This is a genomic window from Streptomyces sp. NPDC057950, from assembly GCF_042887295.1.
In the GTDB taxonomy this organism is placed as follows: domain Bacteria; phylum Actinomycetota; class Actinomycetes; order Streptomycetales; family Streptomycetaceae; genus Streptomyces; species Streptomyces kaempferi.
This window is the reverse complement of the sequence record NZ_JBHVPP010000013.1, coordinates 200,135-218,448: the sequence shown is the minus strand read 5'-3', so window position 1 is coordinate 218,448 and position 18,314 is coordinate 200,135. Positions and strand designations below refer to the sequence as shown.

The 18,314-nt window shown below is 71.3% G+C and carries 14 protein-coding genes; 3 read left to right on the top strand and 11 right to left on the bottom strand.

Annotated elements, in window-relative coordinates; translation table 11 throughout:
• Positions 1-206: 206 nt before the first annotated feature.
• On the top strand, positions 207-650 hold the full coding sequence (locus ACFVTC_RS22675; protein WP_390129722.1) for a GNAT family N-acetyltransferase: 444 nt from the start codon (positions 207-209) through the stop codon (positions 648-650).
• Between the two features lie 297 nt (positions 651-947).
• Here ACFVTC_RS22675 and galK read toward each other — a convergent pair whose 3' ends face one another.
• Genes galK through galT form a run of 3 tightly spaced genes read right to left on the bottom strand, consistent with a single transcriptional unit; the run spans position 948 to position 4,144 of the window.
• The gene (gene galK / locus ACFVTC_RS22670; protein ID WP_390129719.1) at positions 948-2,090 is read right to left on the bottom strand and encodes a galactokinase; all 1,143 of its coding nucleotides are present in this window, start codon (positions 2,088-2,090) and stop codon (positions 948-950) included.
• Entirely contained in the window at positions 2,091-3,059 is a 969-nt protein-coding gene (gene galE / locus ACFVTC_RS22665; protein WP_390129715.1) for a UDP-glucose 4-epimerase GalE, read from the bottom strand. It lies immediately after the preceding gene.
• Positions 3,056-4,144 (bottom strand): galactose-1-phosphate uridylyltransferase, encoded by a 1,089-nt coding sequence (galT, locus tag ACFVTC_RS22660; RefSeq protein WP_390129712.1) that lies wholly within the window; start codon positions 4,142-4,144, stop codon positions 3,056-3,058. Before galT ends, galE begins: the two co-directional genes overlap by 4 nt.
• Positions 4,145-4,305: 161 nt before the next feature.
• Between galT and ACFVTC_RS22655 the strand changes: the two genes are divergently transcribed.
• Both ACFVTC_RS22655 and ACFVTC_RS22650 read left to right on the top strand, forming a co-directional pair.
• Entirely contained in the window at positions 4,306-6,045 is a 1,740-nt protein-coding gene (locus tag ACFVTC_RS22655) for a sodium:solute symporter family protein (protein ID WP_390129710.1), read from the top strand.
• A gap of 48 nt (positions 6,046-6,093) precedes the next feature.
• Positions 6,094-6,405: a hypothetical protein gene (locus ACFVTC_RS22650; RefSeq protein WP_390129707.1), complete on the top strand. Its 312-nt coding sequence runs from the start codon at positions 6,094-6,096 to the stop codon at positions 6,403-6,405.
• A 56-nt stretch (positions 6,406-6,461) separates the two neighbouring features.
• On the opposite strand, the gene ACFVTC_RS22645 is transcribed toward ACFVTC_RS22650, so the two are convergent.
• The 8 genes from ACFVTC_RS22645 to rsmA all read right to left on the bottom strand — a co-directional run bounded on the left by ACFVTC_RS22645 (position 6,462) and on the right by rsmA (position 18,074).
• A complete protein-coding gene (locus ACFVTC_RS22645; protein WP_390129705.1) occupies positions 6,462-7,763 on the bottom strand; it encodes a M48 family metallopeptidase in 1,302 nt (433 codons plus the stop codon).
• A gap of 165 nt (positions 7,764-7,928) precedes the next feature.
• A complete protein-coding gene (locus ACFVTC_RS22640) occupies positions 7,929-8,603 on the bottom strand; it encodes a LuxR C-terminal-related transcriptional regulator (protein ID WP_153290122.1) in 675 nt (224 codons plus the stop codon).
• A gap of 224 nt (positions 8,604-8,827) precedes the next feature.
• Positions 8,828-10,627 (bottom strand): PQQ-binding-like beta-propeller repeat protein, encoded by a 1,800-nt coding sequence (locus ACFVTC_RS22635; RefSeq protein ID WP_390129703.1) that lies wholly within the window; start codon positions 10,625-10,627, stop codon positions 8,828-8,830.
• Between the two features lie 73 nt (positions 10,628-10,700).
• Positions 10,701-12,563: a PQQ-binding-like beta-propeller repeat protein gene (locus tag ACFVTC_RS22630; RefSeq protein WP_390129700.1), complete on the bottom strand. Its 1,863-nt coding sequence runs from the start codon at positions 12,561-12,563 to the stop codon at positions 10,701-10,703.
• 260 nt (positions 12,564-12,823) lie between these two features.
• Positions 12,824-14,629 carry an ABC-F family ATP-binding cassette domain-containing protein gene (locus ACFVTC_RS22625; RefSeq protein WP_390129698.1) on the bottom strand — a complete coding sequence of 602 codons (1,806 nt, stop codon included), beginning with the start codon at positions 14,627-14,629 and terminating at the stop codon, positions 12,824-12,826.
• 80 nt (positions 14,630-14,709) lie between these two features.
• Entirely contained in the window at positions 14,710-16,092 is a 1,383-nt protein-coding gene (locus tag ACFVTC_RS22620; protein WP_390129695.1) for an acyltransferase, read from the bottom strand.
• 186 nt (positions 16,093-16,278) lie between these two features.
• Positions 16,279-17,178 (bottom strand): 4-(cytidine 5'-diphospho)-2-C-methyl-D-erythritol kinase, encoded by a 900-nt coding sequence (locus ACFVTC_RS22615; RefSeq protein WP_390129693.1) that lies wholly within the window; start codon positions 17,176-17,178, stop codon positions 16,279-16,281.
• Positions 17,175-18,074, bottom strand: a complete 900-nt coding sequence (gene rsmA / locus ACFVTC_RS22610) for a 16S rRNA (adenine(1518)-N(6)/adenine(1519)-N(6))-dimethyltransferase RsmA (RefSeq protein WP_390129690.1) — start codon at positions 18,072-18,074, stop codon at positions 17,175-17,177. The genes ACFVTC_RS22615 and rsmA overlap by 4 nt, the downstream gene beginning before the upstream one ends.
• Positions 18,075-18,314 lie beyond the last annotated feature (240 nt).

Here is an 18,314-nt window from a genome sequence, read left to right as displayed (position 1 = left end):
GTCTCCGGCTCGGAGAACGGGGCGCCGCAGCCGCACGGCCGCCGCCGTGCTGGAAGTGCTACCCCCACTCCGGGTGTCGTACCCGACTGTCTCGCCCCCTGATCAGCACCGGCCCCCACCGGTGCTGTTCATCAGAGTACGGCCGGGGGCCGGGAGCGGAAGGTAATTTGCAGAACTGATTGGCCGGGGCGTTTAGGGTGAGTCGTATGTTTCGTATGGAGACAGAAGTCGACAAAGACCGACGTGAACTGCTCCGCCAACGGCTGCTCGACACCAACACGGCGGCGTCTCCCGTCCTGCGCGCACTGCGCGGGACCCCGGCCGAGCGGGAACTTCCGCTCCACGTCTGGGCCATGGACTCCGCCGGCGAGCTCGCGGGCGGGCTCGTCGGGCACACCTGGACGACGTGGCTGCACGTGACATACCTGTGGGTGGACGGCGTCCACCGGGGTTCCGGTCTCGGTTCCCGTCTCCTCGCCGAGGGGGAGCGTCTCGCGCGGGAGGAGCGCGGCTGTCTCGCCGCCCGGCTGGAGACGTGGGACTTCCAGGCGCCCGGGTTCTACAAGAAGCAGGGCTACGAGGTGGTGTGCGTGGTCCCGGACTATCCGCCGGGGACCACGGAGTACACGCTGACCAAGCGCCTGGGCTGACCCGGGAGGTCTTCCGCCGCCGCCCCCCGCCCGACCCGTCCCGTACCTGGGGGCTGCCGCGCCCAGACCCCCGCTTCGACCTGAACGGCCTCGTCCTCGAACGCCGGACGGGCTGATGGTGCGGGCCCGCCCTGAGGGGCTGACGCCCAGGGCGGGCATTTCAGCCCGTCCGGCGTTCGAGGACGAGCTTCGGGCGAGGCGGGCGTCCAGGGGGCGCAGCGCCCCTGGCGGGGTCCGGGGCGGAGCCCCAGGGACAGGACGGGTCGGGCAGGGGCGGCGGGGGCGAAGAACCGCGGGTCAGTGCAGCCGTCGTGCGCCCGCCGAAGGGACCGCCGGGAACACCCGCGGCGCGGTGTACCCGGCGGCCGCGAACGCCTCCGTCACCGCCTTCCCGACGGAGTCCACGTCGGCCGACTCGACCAGCACGATCGCCGAGCCCCCGAATCCGCCCCCCGTCATCCGCGCCCCCAGCGCCCCCGCGGCGTTCGCCGTGGCGACGACCAGGTCCAACTCCTCGCAGGAGATCCGCAGATCGTCCCGCAGCGAGGCGTGTCCGTCCGTGAGGACCGGCCCGATGGCCCGGACGTCCCCGGCGTCCAGCAGCGCGATGACCCGCTCCACCCGGTGGTCGTCGGAGACGACATGGCGCACGTACCGGCGCACCCGTTCGTCGGACAACCGGGCGAGCGCCGCGTCGAGTTCCCCGTGGTCGACGTCCCGCAGATGGGAGACCCCCAGCTGCCGCGCGCCCTCCTCGCACCCTTCACGCCGCTCGGCGTACGCCCCGTCGCCCAGCGCGTGCTTGACCCGGGTGTCGACGACCAGCAGTTCCAGGCCCTGGGAGGCGAGGTCGAAGGGGACCTGGCGGATCGACAGGTCCCGGCAGTCCAGGTGCAGCGCGTGCCCCTCGGTGCAGCACGCCGACGCCGTCTGGTCCATGATCCCGCACGGCACCCCGACGAAGTCGTTCTCGGCGCGCTGCGCGAGGCGGGCCAGTTCGGGCCGGGTGAGCCCGAGTCCGTACAGCTCGTCGAGGGCCAGCGCCGTCACGACCTCGAGGGCGGCCGAGGAGGACAGCCCGGCCCCCGTCGGCACGGTCGAGGCGAGATGGACGTCGGCACCCGTCACCGCGTGCCCGGCCTCGCGCAACGCCCACACCACACCCGCCGGGTACGCGGCCCAGCTGGTGTTCGTCAGCGGCGTCAGTTCGTCGACGCGCAGCTCGACGACCGGTCCCTCGATGTCGGCCGAGTGCAGCCGCAGCACCCCGTCGGCGCGGCGCGACACCGCGGCGACCGCCGTCTGCGGCAGCGCGAGCGGCATCACGAACCCCTCGTTGAAGTCCGTGTACTCGCCGATCAGGTTGACCCGGCCTGGCGCCGCCCAGACGCCCTCGGGCGCGGCGCCGTACAGTTCCTCGAAGTCCTCGCGAACCCCCACCTACTGCTCCCTTGCGTTGTTCTGCGCGAACGCCCACGCGTCCGCGACGATTCCGGCGAGGTCCGCGCGGGACGGGTTCCAGCCGAGCCGCTCGCGCGCGGTCGCCGCGGAGGCGACCAGTACGGCCGGGTCCCCGGCGCGGCGCTCCGCCATGACCTCGGGGATCGGGTGCCCGGTCACCCGGCGGACGGTCTCGACGACCTCGCGGACCGAGAACCCGTTGCCGTTGCCGAGGTTGCAGATGAGGTGTTCACCGGGGGTGGCGGCCTTCAGCGCCAGCAGATGCGCGTCGGCCAGATCCGCGACGTGGATGTAGTCGCGGACGCAGGTGCCGTCCGGCGTCGGGTAGTCGTCGCCGTAGACGGAGATCGCCTCGCGGCGCCCCTGGGCGACCTGGAGCACCAGCGGGATCAGGTGGGACTCGGGGTCGTGCCGCTCGCCCTGCGCGCCGTAGGCGCCCGCCACGTTGAAGTACCGCAGCGACACCGCGCCCAGCCCGTGCGCCGCGGCCTCTCCGGTGATCATGTGGTCGACGGCGAGCTTGGAGGCGCCGTAGGGGTTGGTGGGCCTGGTCGGCGCGGTCTCGACGATGGGGGTGGTCTCCGGCTCGCCGTACGTCGCGGCGGTCGACGAGAAGACCAGCCTGCGCACGCCCGCCTCGCGCATGGCCGCGAGCAGCGCCATCGTGCCGCCGACGTTGTTGTCCCAGTACTTCTCGGGCTTCACGACGGACTCGCCGACCTGCGAGAACGCGGCGAAGTGCAGGACGGCGTCGTACGACGCGTCCAGCCACTTGGCGGCGTCGCGGATGTCGCCCTCGATGAAGGTGGCCCCGCCCGGGACGCCCTCGCGGAAGCCGGTCGAGAGGTTGTCGAGGACGGTGACCTCGTGGCCGGCTTCGATCAGGTGCTGCGCGACCACACCGCCGACATATCCGGCGCCACCGGTGACCAGGTACTTCCCACTCATGTACTCGCTACCTCTCGCAGTCGCTGAGCCGCGGCCTCCGGCGGCACGTCGTTGATGAACACACTCATGCCGGACTCGGAACCCGCGAGGAACTTCAGCTTGCCGGAAGTGCGGCGAATGGTGAAAAGCTCGAGGTGGAGCGCGAAGTCGTCGCGGTTGACGCCGTCGAACTCCTCCAGCGCGCCGAACGGCGCCTGGTGCCAGGCGGCGATGTACGGCGTCAGAGGCTCCCCCGCCCCGTCCTTCTCTCCACCCGGCCCGTCGAAGATCCGGTCGAAGCGCCTCAAGAGTTCCAGATAGACCTGAGGGAACTCCTGGCGCGCGTCCTCGCCGAGGCCGAGCAGGTCGGGCACCCTGCGCCTGGGGTAGAGGTGGACCTCGTAGGGCCAGTGCGCCGCGTACGGCACGAAGGCCACCCAGTGCTCGGTCTCCAGGACGATCCGTTCGCCCTCGGCCAGCTCGCGCGCGACGACCTCGTCGAAGAGGTTCCCGCCATCGGTCGCCTCCTTGTGCGCGGCCAGGGAGCGCAGCATCAGCGCCGTGCGCGGGGTGGTGAACGGATAGGCGTAGATCTGACCGTGCGGGTGACCGAGCGTGACGCCGATCTCGGCACCGCGGTTCTCGAAACAGAAGACCTGTACGACGGAGGGGAGATGGGACAGCTCCGCCGTACGGTCCGTCCACGCCTCCAGGACGAGCCCCGCCTGCTCCTCGGTCAGGTCGGCGAAGGACGAGTCGTGGTCGGAGGTGAAGCAGACGACCTCGCAGCGGCCGGAGTCGCCGGCCAGGGAGGGGAAACGATTCTCGAAGACCACGACGTCGTACGAGGAGTCGGGGATCTCGCTCAGCCGGTCGCCCTGGGAGGGGCACAGGGGGCATTCGTCGGCCGGCGGGTGGTAGGTGCGGCCCTGCCGGTGCGAGGCGATCGCCACCGCGTCGCCGAGGAGCGGGTCGCGGCGCACCTGGGAGCTGGTGACGGTCGGCTCCAGCGGACGCCGGTCCACCGCGTCGCGCACCGTGTCGTCGCGTGAGTCGTAGTAGATCAGCTCACGACCGTCGGCAAGCCGGGTCGAGGTCTTCTTCACCGCTGGACTCCTCATCAGAACCGCTTCGAACCAGCAAAGCCACCCAACAGAACCCAACACAACAAATCACAAAGCAACAGTAACGTCAATGCCTGTGCGGGTTTGGGGGGTCTCTGTGAAGCTAGAGCGGCCTCTGGGGCGCACGGGGCATAGATAGCGGCATGCCTACCCCCACCTACCTGGCCGACGGGGCCGTCCACCTGGCTTCCGGACCCCTGGCCTCCGGCCCCACCGCCCATCTGGCCGAAGGCCTCCGGCTCCCCACGAACGGGCTCGACTACACGATCCTCGGGATCTACTTCGTCGTCGTCCTCGGCATCGGCTTCGCCGCGAAACGCTCGGTCAGGACGAGCCTCGACTTCTTCCTCTCCGGGCGCTCGCTGCCCGCCTGGGTCACCGGACTCGCGTTCGTCTCGGCCAACCTGGGCGCCACCGAGATCCTGGGCATGGCCGCGAACAGCGCGCAGTACGGCGTCTACACCGTGCACTGGTACTGGATCGGCGCGATCCCCGCCATGGTCTTCCTCGGCCTGGTGATGATGCCGTTCTACTACGGCTCGAAGGTCCGCTCGGTTCCCGAGTTCCTTCTGCTGCGTTTCGACAAATGGGCACACCTGCTGAGTTCGATCCTGTTCGCCTTCGCCGCGATCCTGATCGCGGGCGTCAACCTCTACTCACTCGCGATCGTCGTCGAGGCACTGCTCGGCTGGCCGCAGTGGGTGGCGATCGTGGTCGCCGGCTTCTTCGTCCTCGCCTACATCACCCTCGGCGGTCTGTCGTCCGCGATCTACAACGAGGTACTGCAGTTCTTCGTCATCCTGGCCGCGCTGATCCCGATCGCGGTGCTGGGTCTGCACCGGGTCGGCGGCTGGGACGGTCTGACGGACTCGCTCGACAAGTCCCACGGCACCCACTTCACCACGGCGTGGGGCGGCACCGGCATCGGCAGCGACAACCCGCTCGGCGCCAACTGGCTGACCATCGTGCTCGGCCTCGGCTTCGTGCTCTCCTTCGGCTACTGGACGACGAACTTCGCGGAGGTGCAGCGCGCGCTGTCGGCCAAGAACCTGAGCGCCGCCCGGCGCACCCCGCTCATCGCCGCGTACCCGAAGATCTTCATCGTCTTCCTGGTGATGATCCCGGGCCTGGTGGCGGCCGTCCTGGTCCCGAAGATCGGCACGAGCGGCTCGGACCTCCAGTACAACGACGCTATCCCGTACCTGATGCAGGAACTGCTGCCCAACGGCGTGCTCGGCATCGCGGTGACCGGCCTCCTCGCGGCCTTCATGGCGGGCATGGCGGCCAACGTGTCGTCCTTCAACACCGTGTTCACCACCGACATCTGGGCGAAGTACGTGGTCAAGGACCGGGAGGACGCCTACTACATCCGCTTCGGCCGCCTGATCACGGTGATCGGCGTCCTCGCGTCGATCGGCACGGCCTTCCTGGCCTCGTCCTTCTCCAACATCATGAGCTACCTGCAGACGCTCTTCTCCTTCTTCAACGTGCCGATGTTCGTGGTCTTCATCGTCGGCATGTTCTGGAAGCGGGCGTCCGTGAAGTCGGGCTTCTGGGGCCTGCTGGCGGGCACCACCGCCGCGATGGTCAACTACTTCGTCATCTACAAGCAGGGCATCATCGGCATCCCCTCCGACCAGGGCGCGAACTTCGTGTCGGCGATCGCGGGCTTCGTGGCCGGTGCGGTGGTGATGGTCGCGGTCTCCCTCTTCACCTCGCCCAAGTCGGCGGAGGATCTCCAGGGCCTGGTCTACGGCACCCGCTCACCGGGCGCGGCCGAGCCGGCCGCCACCGGCGACGACGCCTGGTACCGCAAGCCCGCCCTGCTGGGCTGGGGCGCGCTGATCCTGGCGGCGGCCTGCTACATCCCGTTCTCGTTCTGATCCCGCTCCCGCGCCGCACCCACCCCGAAGAGAAAGGCCCAGAAAGCCATGTCCGACCACTACTCGGACCGCGACCTCCAGCGCGAGGTCACGGAGCTGGAGAAGAACTCCGCGACCGCGGCCCGTCTCTTCGACATCCGCCGCATCATCGGCGGCCTGTTCGTCGTCTACGGCGTCATCGTCACGGTCGCGGGCCTGACCGCCTCCGACGCCGACCGCACCAAGACCCAGGGCATCAACATCAACCTCTGGACCGGCCTGGGCATGCTGGCCCTGGGCCTCTTCTTCCTGGCCTGGCTGTGGCTGCGCCCACTGACACCACCGGCACCGGCCTCCGGCGAGGAGAAGCCGGCCGAGTAGCCGGGGCGGCCACCCGCGGGGCCGGACCTCACCGGGTTCCGGGTGGCCGCACGGCCTCAGTCGCCGAAGCCGTCGCGGACGATGCCGCTGCCCACCGTGGCACGTGCGCCCGCGAGTTCGGCGGCGATCCGTCGTTCCCGGTCCTCGTTCGTCACCACGGCGGCCGGCAGCGACGGACCGGCGAGCAGAGACGTACGTCTGAGGTGGGTCGGCGGGTGGGTCGAGTCGACGCTGTGTCCGCGCCGGGCGCCGACCCGCCGCTGCCGCTCGTACTCGTTCTCGGGGATCGACGCCATGTGCGTGCCGAGCCGCTCCCAGATCTCGTCGCTCCCGGCCTCGGCCGTGCGGGCACCGCGTGGTCCGGTGAGGGCGGCGCGGTTGGCCTCACGACGGAGGACGACCTCGACGGACCCCGCCACCAGGAGGCGGTCCATCAGGCCCACGGCCGCCTCCGTGGAAGCGGCGCGGGCGGCCTCGCGGTCGGCCAGGTATTCGGCTCGCTGGGCGGCCCGCAGCGTCAGGTGGTCGAGCAGCGTCAGCACGCCCTGGAGAAGCAGGCGCGGCACCGCGTAGAAGAGGTTGACGACCATCTCGACCACGGACGGGTCCTCGATCGGAACGAAGTAGTAGTGCCAGGTGGTCAGGGAGCGGTACGCCGTCGACACGACCAGGCCGTGACGGGTGTCGCCGTTGCTGTAGTGGGCGAGTTCGTGGCCCAGCAGCGCGATCCGCTGCTGCGGCGTGAGAACCTCCCACAGTGGCAGACCCAGCACCAGCAGCCGCTGCCCTCGCACACCGTGGGCCACGACACTCGCGTTGACGCCCCCGTCTACCACCACCCGGTCGATCCCGCGGGTGCCCACCACCCCGGCGATCTCGTCGACCAGCGCGTAGAACTCGGGCGCGTCTTCACGGAGCAGCACCGGGACCGCCCCGGGCAGCCGCTCCGCACGCGGTCTGAGGGACCACGCGGCCACGAGGAGGAGCAGCCCCGGCAGCATGCCCACCCCGCCCCATCCGCGCACCAGCCACCAGAGGCCGCCGAAGGCCAGGGCCAGGGTGACGCCGTGCACGGCGAGGCCGATCGCGAAGGCGAGCAGCGAGGCGGCGTCGCGCCGGGCGCGCGGTCTCCCGCCGGCCGTGAACTCGGCCAGCAGTCGCTCGCCGTGTCTTCGGGCCAGCGCACGCCGTGCCCGGTCCAGCCGATCCCCGTCCCGCTGTGGCTCCTGCGGATCGACGTTCCAGTCGCAGGCCCCGCACCAGACGACGAACCTGCTGTCCGCGCTGATCGCGGCTCCGCACTCCGGGCACGACTGGGACTTCTCCTCGACGGTGCGCACGATGACGCCCTCCCCCATCCTCGCGGCCCCTCTCCCGAGGCCGTACGGCTACGCCGATCCGAGGTGATCATGGGGCCGCGTGCGCGTAAAGTCCTCTCCTCCCGCTGTGAACCGTCTGTGATCCAAACGAACGCCCCAGGGCGTGCCGGCGTCGCGAGGCAGGCGGGACTTCCGCCACACGCCCTACGTCGCCACCGGCCCCGCCCGGTCCAGCAGTCCCGTTCGTGCCGCCAGTGCCGCCGCCTCCAGTCTCGACCCCACGCCCAGCTTCATCAGCACCCGCTGGACATGGGTCCGGGCCGTGGAGGGCGCGATGCCCATGCCCGCCGCGATCAGCCGGGTGTCCTCGCCGTCGGCGACCCGGACCAGCACCTCGACCTCCCGGGGCGTCAACATCTGGAGCAGGCGCTGGCCCTCGTCGTCCGGCTGGGCGGCGGGGTTGAGCAGTTCGCTGAAGGCACCCTGGAGCAGGCCGGGGGCCACCGCCGCCTCGCCCGCCCTCGCCTTCATGATCGCCCGTTCGACGCCCTCTATGCGCTCGTCATGGCGTACGTATCCCGACGCGCCCGCGGCGAACGCGGCGGCGATGCCCCGCGGGTTCGGCACCGGGCCCAGCACCAGGACCGCCACCTGCGGACGCTCTCGCTTGATCTTGACCACCGGGTCGAACATCCCCGGCTCGGCGGGTGTCGCCGTACCGATCAGGCACACCTCCGGTGCCCTCGTGATCACCAGCTCCGCCGCTCCCGCGGCGGGCGCCGCCGCGGCGAGCACCCGGTGCCCGCGCAGCTTCAACGCCGAGGCCAGCGCCTCGGCGAGCAGTCGGTGGTCGTCGACCACCATGAGCCGCACTCCCATCGAGCAACCCCCCAGTCCCCCCAAGCATCCCCACTGGTTCCCCGTGGATTCGGAGCCCCCCGGCTCTCCATCCCCCGGAAGCTACACGCTTGTTCGACGTTGCGCTTCCCCTACCGGAGAGAACCGCCCCGGAACACCGAAATTCCTCGCATTCGGGAATGCCGGGGGGTAAGCGCACGGCCCCGCCCCTGAGCAGGGACGGGGCCGTGATCACGTGGTGCGGGTCAGCGCGCGCCGAACGCGATCGCCAGATACTCCTTCTCGTCCGTGCCGGTCGGCTTGTGGGCGTAGACCGCGGACATGTAGAGACGACCGCCGCCGTAGAGGATCTCCGCGTACTCCGGGAGCATGCTCGTCTCCGCGTCGCGGACCGACCGGGTCGCCGGGTTCTCCAGGAGCTTGGTCTCCTTGAAGGTGGTGCCGTCGATGCTGACGATCTGACCGCCCTTGTCGTACGGCGGCCGCTTGTACGCCAGGATGCGGGCGCCGTCCATGCGCAGCGGGGAGATCGTGTAGCCGTCGCCCGCGTTGGCGCGCTGGCCGGTCAACTTCCCGGTGCCGAGGTCGAAGGCGACGATCTCGTTGGTCCTGCTGTACTGGCCGGTGCCGTCGTGTTCCTCGGTCGGGATGTAGAGCTTGTCGTTGCCGACCGCCAGCATCATGCAGGCCTCGGTCTTGCTGATGCCGTCGCACTTGGCGGCGTACGTCTTGCCGGGCGCCGAGAACCTGGTGCGCAGTTGGCCGGTCCTGTTGTCGATCGAGAAGAAGTCGGAGATGCCGCTGCCGTCCCCGGCGGTGTCGCCGACGTCGGCCGCGACCACGAGGGGGTCGGTCGACACGACACTCGCGTACTCGATGCCGGGCGACATCTTGTACTCGGAGATCACCTTCCCGGACTTCGGGTCGATGGTCTGGATGTGCAGCTGCCTCGTGCTGCCGTACGCCCCGCACTTGCGGACCGCGACCAGCTTGGCGCCGCCGGCGTACCCGGCGTCGTAGCAGCTGTCCGTGGGCTTCGGCGACCAGAGCGCCTTGCCGGTGGAGATGTCGAACGCGGCGCCGCCGCTGGTGCTGCCCGTGGCGACCGTGTCGCCGCTGACGGTGACGTTGTCCAGGCTGATCTTCTGGTCACCGGACTTGACGGACTTGGCCCACAGCTCCTTGCCGGCGGCGAGGTCGAGCGCGGCGACCTCGCTGCAGCCGTGCGAGGGCTGGGCCTTGGTCGGCATGGCGGGCTCGTAGACGATCGCGGTCCGGTCGGAGTCGGTGGTGTGCCGGCTGGCCGAGCACACCGGGCCGGGGAGCTTGATCGTCCAGAGTTTGGCGCCGGAGTCGGGGTCGTAGCCGTCGACCTCGGCGTTGCCGCTCTTGGCGTACACCTTGTCGGTGAGCCAGGAGCCGACGGTGGTCGCGCTGTTCCCCGCGGCCACGGACGGCGCGGGGACCTGGAAGAGGACCTTGGAGCTGGTGTCGGCCGGCACCTTCTCCTCACCGTTCGAACCGGTGGTCCCGCCGCCGCCCGTACCGCCGTTGTCCTTCTTGCCGCCGGTGCCACCGCCCGTACCGGAGGAGTTGTTCTTGCTGTTGTCGTCCTTGCCGGAAGAGGTCGCGTACAGCACACCGCCGCCGATGATCAGCGCGACGGCCACGACGGCCGCCACGATGATGACCGCCTGACCGCTCATCTTCCGCCCGCCGCCGCCCTGGGGAACCTGCGGCTGCATGGGGTAGGTCGGCGGCTGCTGCGGATAGCCGTAGCCGTACGGCGGCTGCGCGGGCTGCTGACCCGGATAGCCGTAGCCCGGCGGGGACTGCGGCGGGGGCGTCTGCGGGTATCCGTAACCCGGGCCCTGCGGAGGCTGTGGGGCGCCGAAGCCGCCCGGCGGCGGTGCCTGTGGAGCGCCGAACCCGCCCGGGGGCGGGTCCTGGGGCGCGCCGAACCCGCCCGGCGGCGGGTCCTGGGGCGCACCGAACCCGTCCTTCGGGGGCTCGTTGGGCGGCGGCGGGGGCGGCGGCTGGCTCATGGCGTGTGTACCTCGGATACGGATGCGTTGGGGACGTGGACGAAGCGGGTGCCGAAAGGGGCGTGAGCGCGCCTCACTTGCCGAAGGCCAGCATCAGCTTCTCCCTCGACTGGTCATTGCCCGTCAGCCGGGTGGTGGAGATGTAGAAGCGTCCGTCCACGTAGTCGACCGCCTTCGAGAAGAACCCGTTCTCGATCGACGCCGTGCCCTGCGGGTTCTGCAGCAGCTTCGCCGGTGTGTGGCCGCTGCCCGTGGTCGGTATCGACACCACCTGCCCACCGGCGTCGTACGACGGCTCGACGTACGCGATCAGCCGGGTGCCGTCCATCTTCAGCGGCATCATCGACTTGTCCGTCGGGGACTTGACGCGCCACCTCTCCTTGCCGGTGGCCAGGTCGAAGGCGACGACCTCGTTGGCGCCGGTCTTCGCCTCGGTCGGCAGGTAGAGGGTGTTCGCGTCGGCGACGGCGCCGAAACAGCCCGGCAGATCCCGGTCGATGATGGCGAACCCGCACTCGGGCGCGAAGGAGTCCTTGCTCGACAGCTGCGAGCGGACGCCTCCGTTGTCCTTCAAGGTCGTGACGTTGACCGTCTTCTTGTCGTCATTGGTCATGTAGAGGACGACGGGGTCGACGGAGTAGGCGCGCACGACCCGCCAGCCCTTGGGGATCTTCGTGGTCCACCTGGCCTTGCCGGTGGCCGGGTCCAGTTCCTGCACCTCGTCGTGCTGGGTGGTGCTGCCGGCCCCGCAGGACGCGACGGACAGCAGCTTGGCGCCGCCCGCGAACGCGGCCGGATAGCAGGCCGGGCCGTAGTTCTTCTTGTCCCAGAGCTTCTTGCCGCTGGTGACGTCGTACGCCGTACCGGACTGCGAACGGCCGACCATCAACGTCTTCCCGGCGACGGACAGTTCGACGGTGAGCGTGCTGTCGAAGAGCGCCCCGTCGGCGACCTTCCCGCTCCAGCCCTTCGCTCCGGTGGCGAGATCGATCTGCTGGAGCTGGTTGCACTTGGCCCTGTCGCCCGCGCCGCTCATGTACGCCACGACGACCTTGTCGTCGGACGTCTTCTGCGGAGTGACCGCGCAGATCTTCTGCGGAAACGTGATCGGGGCCCAAGTGGGCTTGCCGTCGTCGACGTTGTACGCGAACACCTGCTTGTACGCGGCCTTCACCGCGGCCTTGCCGGTGATCCACAGGCCGGGGGCGTCGGCGCCCGAACCGGGCGCGTCCGGCGCCTGCTTGTACCAGAGCACCTTCGCCTCACCGGCCTTACGGCCGTCGTTGAGGTTCTCCGGGTTCTCGCCACCGTCACCGCTGCCGTCACCCGGATTGGCCGAGGGCTGGGACGCGGTGTCCTTGCCGCCCTTGCTGTCCTTGCTGTCCTTGCTGTCCTCGGCGACCGGCTTCTTCCCGTCGTCTCCGCCGCCGCCACCGCTGACGGCCCACACCGTCCCGCCGACGACGAGCAGCGCGGCCACGGCCGCCCCGACGATGACGGCGGGCCGCCCCTTGAAGGGGTTCCTGGAACCGCCGGGTGTGCCGGGCGGCGGAGTGCCGGGCGCGCCCGGATACGGCACCTGCCCGGGATAGCCGTACCCGGGCCCGTATCCCTGCCCCTGTCCGGGTACCTGCCCGTACCCCGGCTGCCGGCCGTACGGATCGGGCTGACCGTAGGGGCCCGACTGCTGGGCGTACGGGCCGGGTTGGGCGTAGGGGCCCGGCTGCGCGTACGGGCCGGGCTGCTGCGGGTGGCCGTAGCCGGGCTGCGGCGCTCCGGTCGGCGGGGTCTGCGGGGGCGGGGGCGCCTGGGGCGGCTGCGCGGGCGGCGGTGCCTGCCGGGGATCCTGGGGCGGGCCGAAGCCGCCCTGCGCCGGTGGCTGGTCCTGTGGTGCTCCGAAGCCGCCCTGCGGCGGTTCACTCGGCGGCTGACTCATCAGCGCGTCCCCCTCGTTCACTGATGCGGCGCCCCACCGGCGGCATCGGCGGCCGGCCCCGCACGGGCCCCCACCGCGCCTCCGTCCCGCGCCACGCCGGTGGTTCTCAGACTGTTCTCAGACGGCCCTTTCTATCACTCCGCGCCCCTCGTACGAGGGGCCGGTCGCTCCCCTGTTCCCAAGGGAGGACCGGCCCGTGATGCCCTCGTTACGCGCCTTCACGCCCCCTTCACGGGACGTGCGCGCCGCCCGACCGAGGCTTACGCGTCTTCCGCGAGCTCCAGCCAGCGCAGCTCCAGTTCCTCGCGCTCGCCGGTCAACTCACGCAGTTCGGCGTCGAGTCCGGCGACCTTCGCGAAGTCCGTCGCGTTGTCGGCGATCTGGGCGTGCAGCCTGGTCTCCTTCTCGGAGATCCTGTCGAGCTGCCGCTCGATCTTCTGCAGTTCCTTCTTGGCGGCGCGCGCGTCGGCGGCCGAGGCGGCCTTGGCGGGCGCGGGGGCGGCGGCGAGCACGGCGGCCGCCGCGACCTCCTCGATCCGCTTGCGCCGCTCCAGGTACTCGTCGATCCCGCGCGGCAGCATGCGCAGCGTGGCGTCGCCGAGCAGGGCGAACACGTTGTCCGTGGTCCGCTCGATGAAGAACCGGTCGTGGGAGATCACGACCATCGAGCCGGGCCAGCCGTCGAGCAGGTCCTCCAGCTGGGTCAGCGTCTCGATGTCGAGGTCGTTGGTCGGCTCGTCGAGGAAGAGCACGTTGGGCTCGTCCATGAGCAGCCGCAGCAGCTGGAGCCGCCGCCGCTCACCACCGCTCAGGTCGCCGACGGGAGTCCACTGCTTCTCCTTGTTGAAACCGAACGTCTCGCACAGCTGCCCGGCGGTCAGCTCGCGGCCCGTGCCGAGGTCGACACGGTCACGCACGGCCTGGACGGCCTGCAGTACCCGCCAGGTCGGGTCGAGCTCGGCGACCTCCTGGGAGAGGTAGGCGAGCTTGACGGTCTTGCCGGTGATGACCCGGCCGGCGGCGGGCTGCCGCTCGCCCTCGCTGCGGGCGGCCTCGGCCATGGCGCGCAGCAGCGAGGTCTTGCCGGCGCCGTTCACACCCACCAGTCCGACCCGGTCGCCGGGGCCGAGGTGCCAGGTCAGGTGCTTGAGCAGCACCTTGGGTCCGGCCTGTACGGTCACGTCCTCCAGGTCGAAGACGGTCCTGCCGAGCCGGGAGCTGGCGAACTTCCTCAGCTCGCTCTTGTCGCGGGGCGGGGGCACGTCCGCGATCAGTTCGTTGGCGGCCTCGACGCGGAAGCGGGGCTTGGAGGTACGGGCGGGGGCGCCGCGCCGCAGCCAGGCGAGCTCCTTGCGGACCAGGTTCTGCCGCTTGACCTCCTCGGTCGCGGCGATGCGCTCACGCTCGGCCCTCGCGAACACGTAGTCGGAGTAGCCGCCCTCGTACTCGTAGACCGAGCCTTTCTGCACGTCCCACATGCGGGTGCAGACCTGGTCGAGGAACCACCGGTCGTGGGTGACGCACACCAGCGCGGAACGTCGCTCCCGCAGGTGCTGGGCGAGCCAGGCGATGCCCTCGACGTCCAGGTGGTTGGTGGGCTCGTCGAGGATGATCAGGTCCTGCTCCTCGATGAGCAGCTTTGCGAGGGCGATACGGCGGCGCTCGCCTCCGGAGAGGGGGCCGATGACGGTGTCCAGTCCCTGCGGGAATCCGGGCAGGTCCAGTCCGCCGAAGAGTCCGGTCAGCACGTCCCGGATCTTGGAGTTCCCCGCCCACTCGTGGTCGGCCAGGTCACGGATGACCTCGTGGCGGACGGTGGCCGTGGGGTCGAGCGAGTCGTGCTGCGTCAGCACCCCCAGGTGCAGGCCGCCGGAGTGCGTGACGCGTCCGGTGTCGGCCTCCTCCAGCTTGGCGAGCATGCGGATGAGGGTGGTCTTGCCGTCGCCGTTCCGCCCGACCACACCGATGCGGTCGCCCTCGCTGACGCCGAGGGAGACTCCGTCGAGCAGGGCACGGGTGCCGTACACCTTGCTGACGGACTCGACATTGACCAGGTTGACGGCCATTTCTCTCCTGACAAGGGGGACGATCGACCCTCAAGAGTAGTCCGACCGGCCTCAGCCCCGATCCACCACCTTTCCCCCGGTCAGGCGCGACCCGTGCGTTCCACCAGCAGCCACCCCACCGCCGTCATCGCGACGGCGACCGGCGCGGACACCCGCACCGCCACCAACACCGCCGTACGCCCCTCCAGCAGCCCCCCGAACCCGACCAGTGACAACCCGAGAACACCGAACAGACACAGAGCCACCCCCACGGCGGCAGCCCCCCGCACTCCACCGGACGCCCGCCGTACTCCCCGCACGGCGGTGCCCCGCACTCCACCGGACGCCCCCCGTACTCCCCGCACGGCAGTGCCCCGCTCGAACCCCCGGAACACCGCGACGAGCCCCGCGGTCACCACCCCGGCGGCCACCCCCCGCACCGGCACCTGCGCCCACCATTCCCCTGTGGCCGGCTCCGGCAGCCGTACCCCCAGCCCCAGCAGCACCCCGTACACCCCGAGCATCGCGGTGAGATGCCACAGGAAGGCGGTCATGGAGACTCCGTTGGCCGCGACGACCACCCGCCACACCCGCGGCCTGCGCAGCCACCGCCCCGCGGCGCCGCGCAGCAGTTCCACCCCGCCGACCAGCCACAGCCCGTGGCACAGCAGCGCGAAGGTCGGCGGTGCCATGTTCGAGATCCTCTCGCCGGGCATGCCGACCATGGAGAGCGGATACGGCCCGCAGGCGACCAGGAGCACCGCCCCGGCGAGCCCGGCGCCCGCGAGGAGGTACGGCCGCCGCAGTCTCCCGTCCGCGCGCAGGAAGCCGAGCTGATGGACCGCGAGCCAGACGAAGGCGAAGTTGAGGAACCCCACGTACGGGACACCGAAGCCGAACCGGAGGACGTCCACGCAGCCGGCCGCGGCGACGAGCCCGCCGAACGCGCCCCACCCCCGTCGCTCGTGGAGCCGGAGCAGGGGCGGCGTGAAGGCCACCATCGCCAGATAGATCCCTATGAACCACAGCGGCTGGGCGACCAGACGCAGGGACACGTCCAGGAGGCCGCCTCGCGCACCGGCGAGCTGGAACAGGAGAGCCGCCAGGCCCCACACCCCGATGAACACCATGGTCGGCCGCAGCAGCCGCTGGAGCCGTGCCCGCAGGAAGACGGCGTAGAGCGCCCCCTCCGTGCCCTCCCGCTCCGCCGCGCGCCGCAGCGAGCGGTACGACAGGGCGTGCGAGAACCCGCCGACGAAGAAGAACACGGGCATGACCTGGAGGACCCAGGTGAGCAGTTGCAGCCGGGGCTGCACGGCGAGCAGGTTCCCGACCTCGGCTCGCCCGTCGTCGCCCACGGAGACGGCGGCCATCAGCCAGTGCCCCAGCACCACCGTGCCGAGCGAGGCCACCCGTAGGAGGTCGATGTACTTGTCGCGCGTGGCGGGGGTGGCCGCGGCGAGGTCACGAACGCTTGATCCCATACCGGTACGGTCGCGCCGCGGGACCGTCCGGTGTCAGCGCGCCCGTACTCAACTCACTTCTGAGTACGGGCGCCGGCCGTGCGCGAAGGCCGGAAGGCCGGAAGGCCGGAAGGCCGGAAGGCCGGAAGGCCGGAAGGCCGGAAGGCCGGAAGGCCGGAAGGCCGGAAGGCCGGAAGGCCGGAAGGATCACACGACGGTGGCGCCCGGGGCGGGCCCGTCGGTGATCCTCACCGTCCGGCAGGTCCCGGAAGCGCGCAGCGCCCCGGCCACCGTCCGCGCGGACTCGGCGTCGGCCGCGAGGAAGGCGGTGGTCGGCCCCGAGCCGGAGACGAGCGCGGCGAGGGCGCCGGCGGCATGGCCCGCGGCGAGGGTGTCGGCGAGGGCCGGGAAGAGGGAGAGGGCCGCGGGCTGGAGGTCGTTGGCGACCGTGGCCGCGAGGGCGGCGGCGTCGCCCTTGGCCAGAGCGTCGAACAGCTCCTGCGAGGCGACCGGTTCGGGGATCCGCGCCCCTTCGTTCAGCCGGTCGAACTCCCGGAAGACCGCCGGGGTGGACAGCCCGCGCTCGGCGATCGCGAAGACCCAGTGGAAGGTCCCGCCGACCTCCAGCGTTCGCAGCCGTTCGCCGCGTCCGATGCCCAGCGCCGCCCCGCCGACCAGGCTGAACGGCACATCGCTGCCCAACTCGGCGCAGATGTCGAGGAGTTCGCGGCGCGAGGTGCCCGTTCCCCACAGGGCGTCGCAGGCGAGCAGCGCGCCGGCGCCGTCGGCGCTGCCGCCCGCCATGCCGCCAGCGACGGGGATGTCCTTGGCGATGTGGAGGTGGACGGCGGGTTCGATGCCGTGGCGACGGCCGAGTTCGAGGGCGGCGCGGGCCGCGAGGTTCGTACGGTCGAGGGGGACCTGGTCGGCGTCGGGGCCCGAGCAGGTGACGCGCAGCTCGTCCGCCGGTGTCACCGTGACCTCGTCGTACAGGCCGACCGCGAGAAACACGTTGGCCAGGTCGTGGAAGCCGTCGGGGCGGGCGCCGCCGACGGCGAGCTGCACGTTGACCTTGGCAGGGACGCGTACCGTCACCGTCTGCGTCACGGCTGGACCGGCTCCTTGTTCTCGACGGTGTTCCCGGCGACACGGTTCTCCGCGATGCGGGCGAACTCCTCGACGGTGAGGGACTCGCCGCGGGCCTGCGGGGAGACCCCGGCGGCGACGAGTGCGGCCTCGGCCGCGACGGGGGATCCCGCCCAGCCCGCCAGGGCGGCGCGCAGTGTCTTGCGGCGCTGCGCGAAGGCGGCGTCGACGACGGCGAAGACCTCGCGCTTGGAGGCGGTGGTCTCGACGGGTTCGGCGCGCCGGGTGAGGGACACGAGGCCGCTGTCGACGTTCGGGGCGGGCCAGAAGACGGTGCGGCCGATCGAGCCGGCCCGCTTCACGTCGGCGTACCAGTTGGCCTTGACGCTCGGTACGCCGTACACCTTCGAGCCGGGGGCGGCGGCGAGCCGGTCGGCGACCTCCGCCTGCACCATGACGAGCGTGCGCTCGATGGTGGGGAAGGTGTCGAGCATGTGCAGCAGCACGGGTACGGCGACGTTGTAGGGGAGGTTGGCGACGAGCGCGGTGGGCGCGGGGCCCGGGAGTTCGGTCACCTGCATGGCGTCGGAGTGCACGAGCGCGAACCGGTCGGCGCGGGCCGGCATGCGGGCCGTGACGGTCGCGGGGAGCGCGCCCGCGAGGACGTCGTCGATCTCGACGGCGACCACCCGGTCGGCCGCCTCCAGCAGCGCGAGGGTCAGCGAGCCGAGGCCGGGGCCCACCTCGACGACCACGTCGTCCTCCCGGACGCCGGCGGTACGCACGATACGGCGCACGGTGTTGGCGTCGATCACAAAGTTCTGGCCGCGCTGCTTGGTGGGCCGCACGCCGAGCGCGCCCGCGAGTTCGCGGACCTCGGCGGGGCCCAGGAGGGCGTCGGGGGTGGGGCTGTTCACGCAGCCAGGGTACGGGGGCGACGACCCCGGCCGACTCCACCGCCCTCCGGGACGGGGCCTTGGGGGCGGCTTCGGGTGCGGGTGCGGGTGGATGGGGGCCGGCCGCGCGGTTCCCCGCACCCCTCGGGGCACGGGCACCGCCCGGCACCCTCACGGCCCCGCCGGCGAACCGGGGGCCCGAGGCGGAGCCGCCCGGACGGGTGCGCGACCAGGGGCTGCGCACACTGCCCCGGGCGCGGG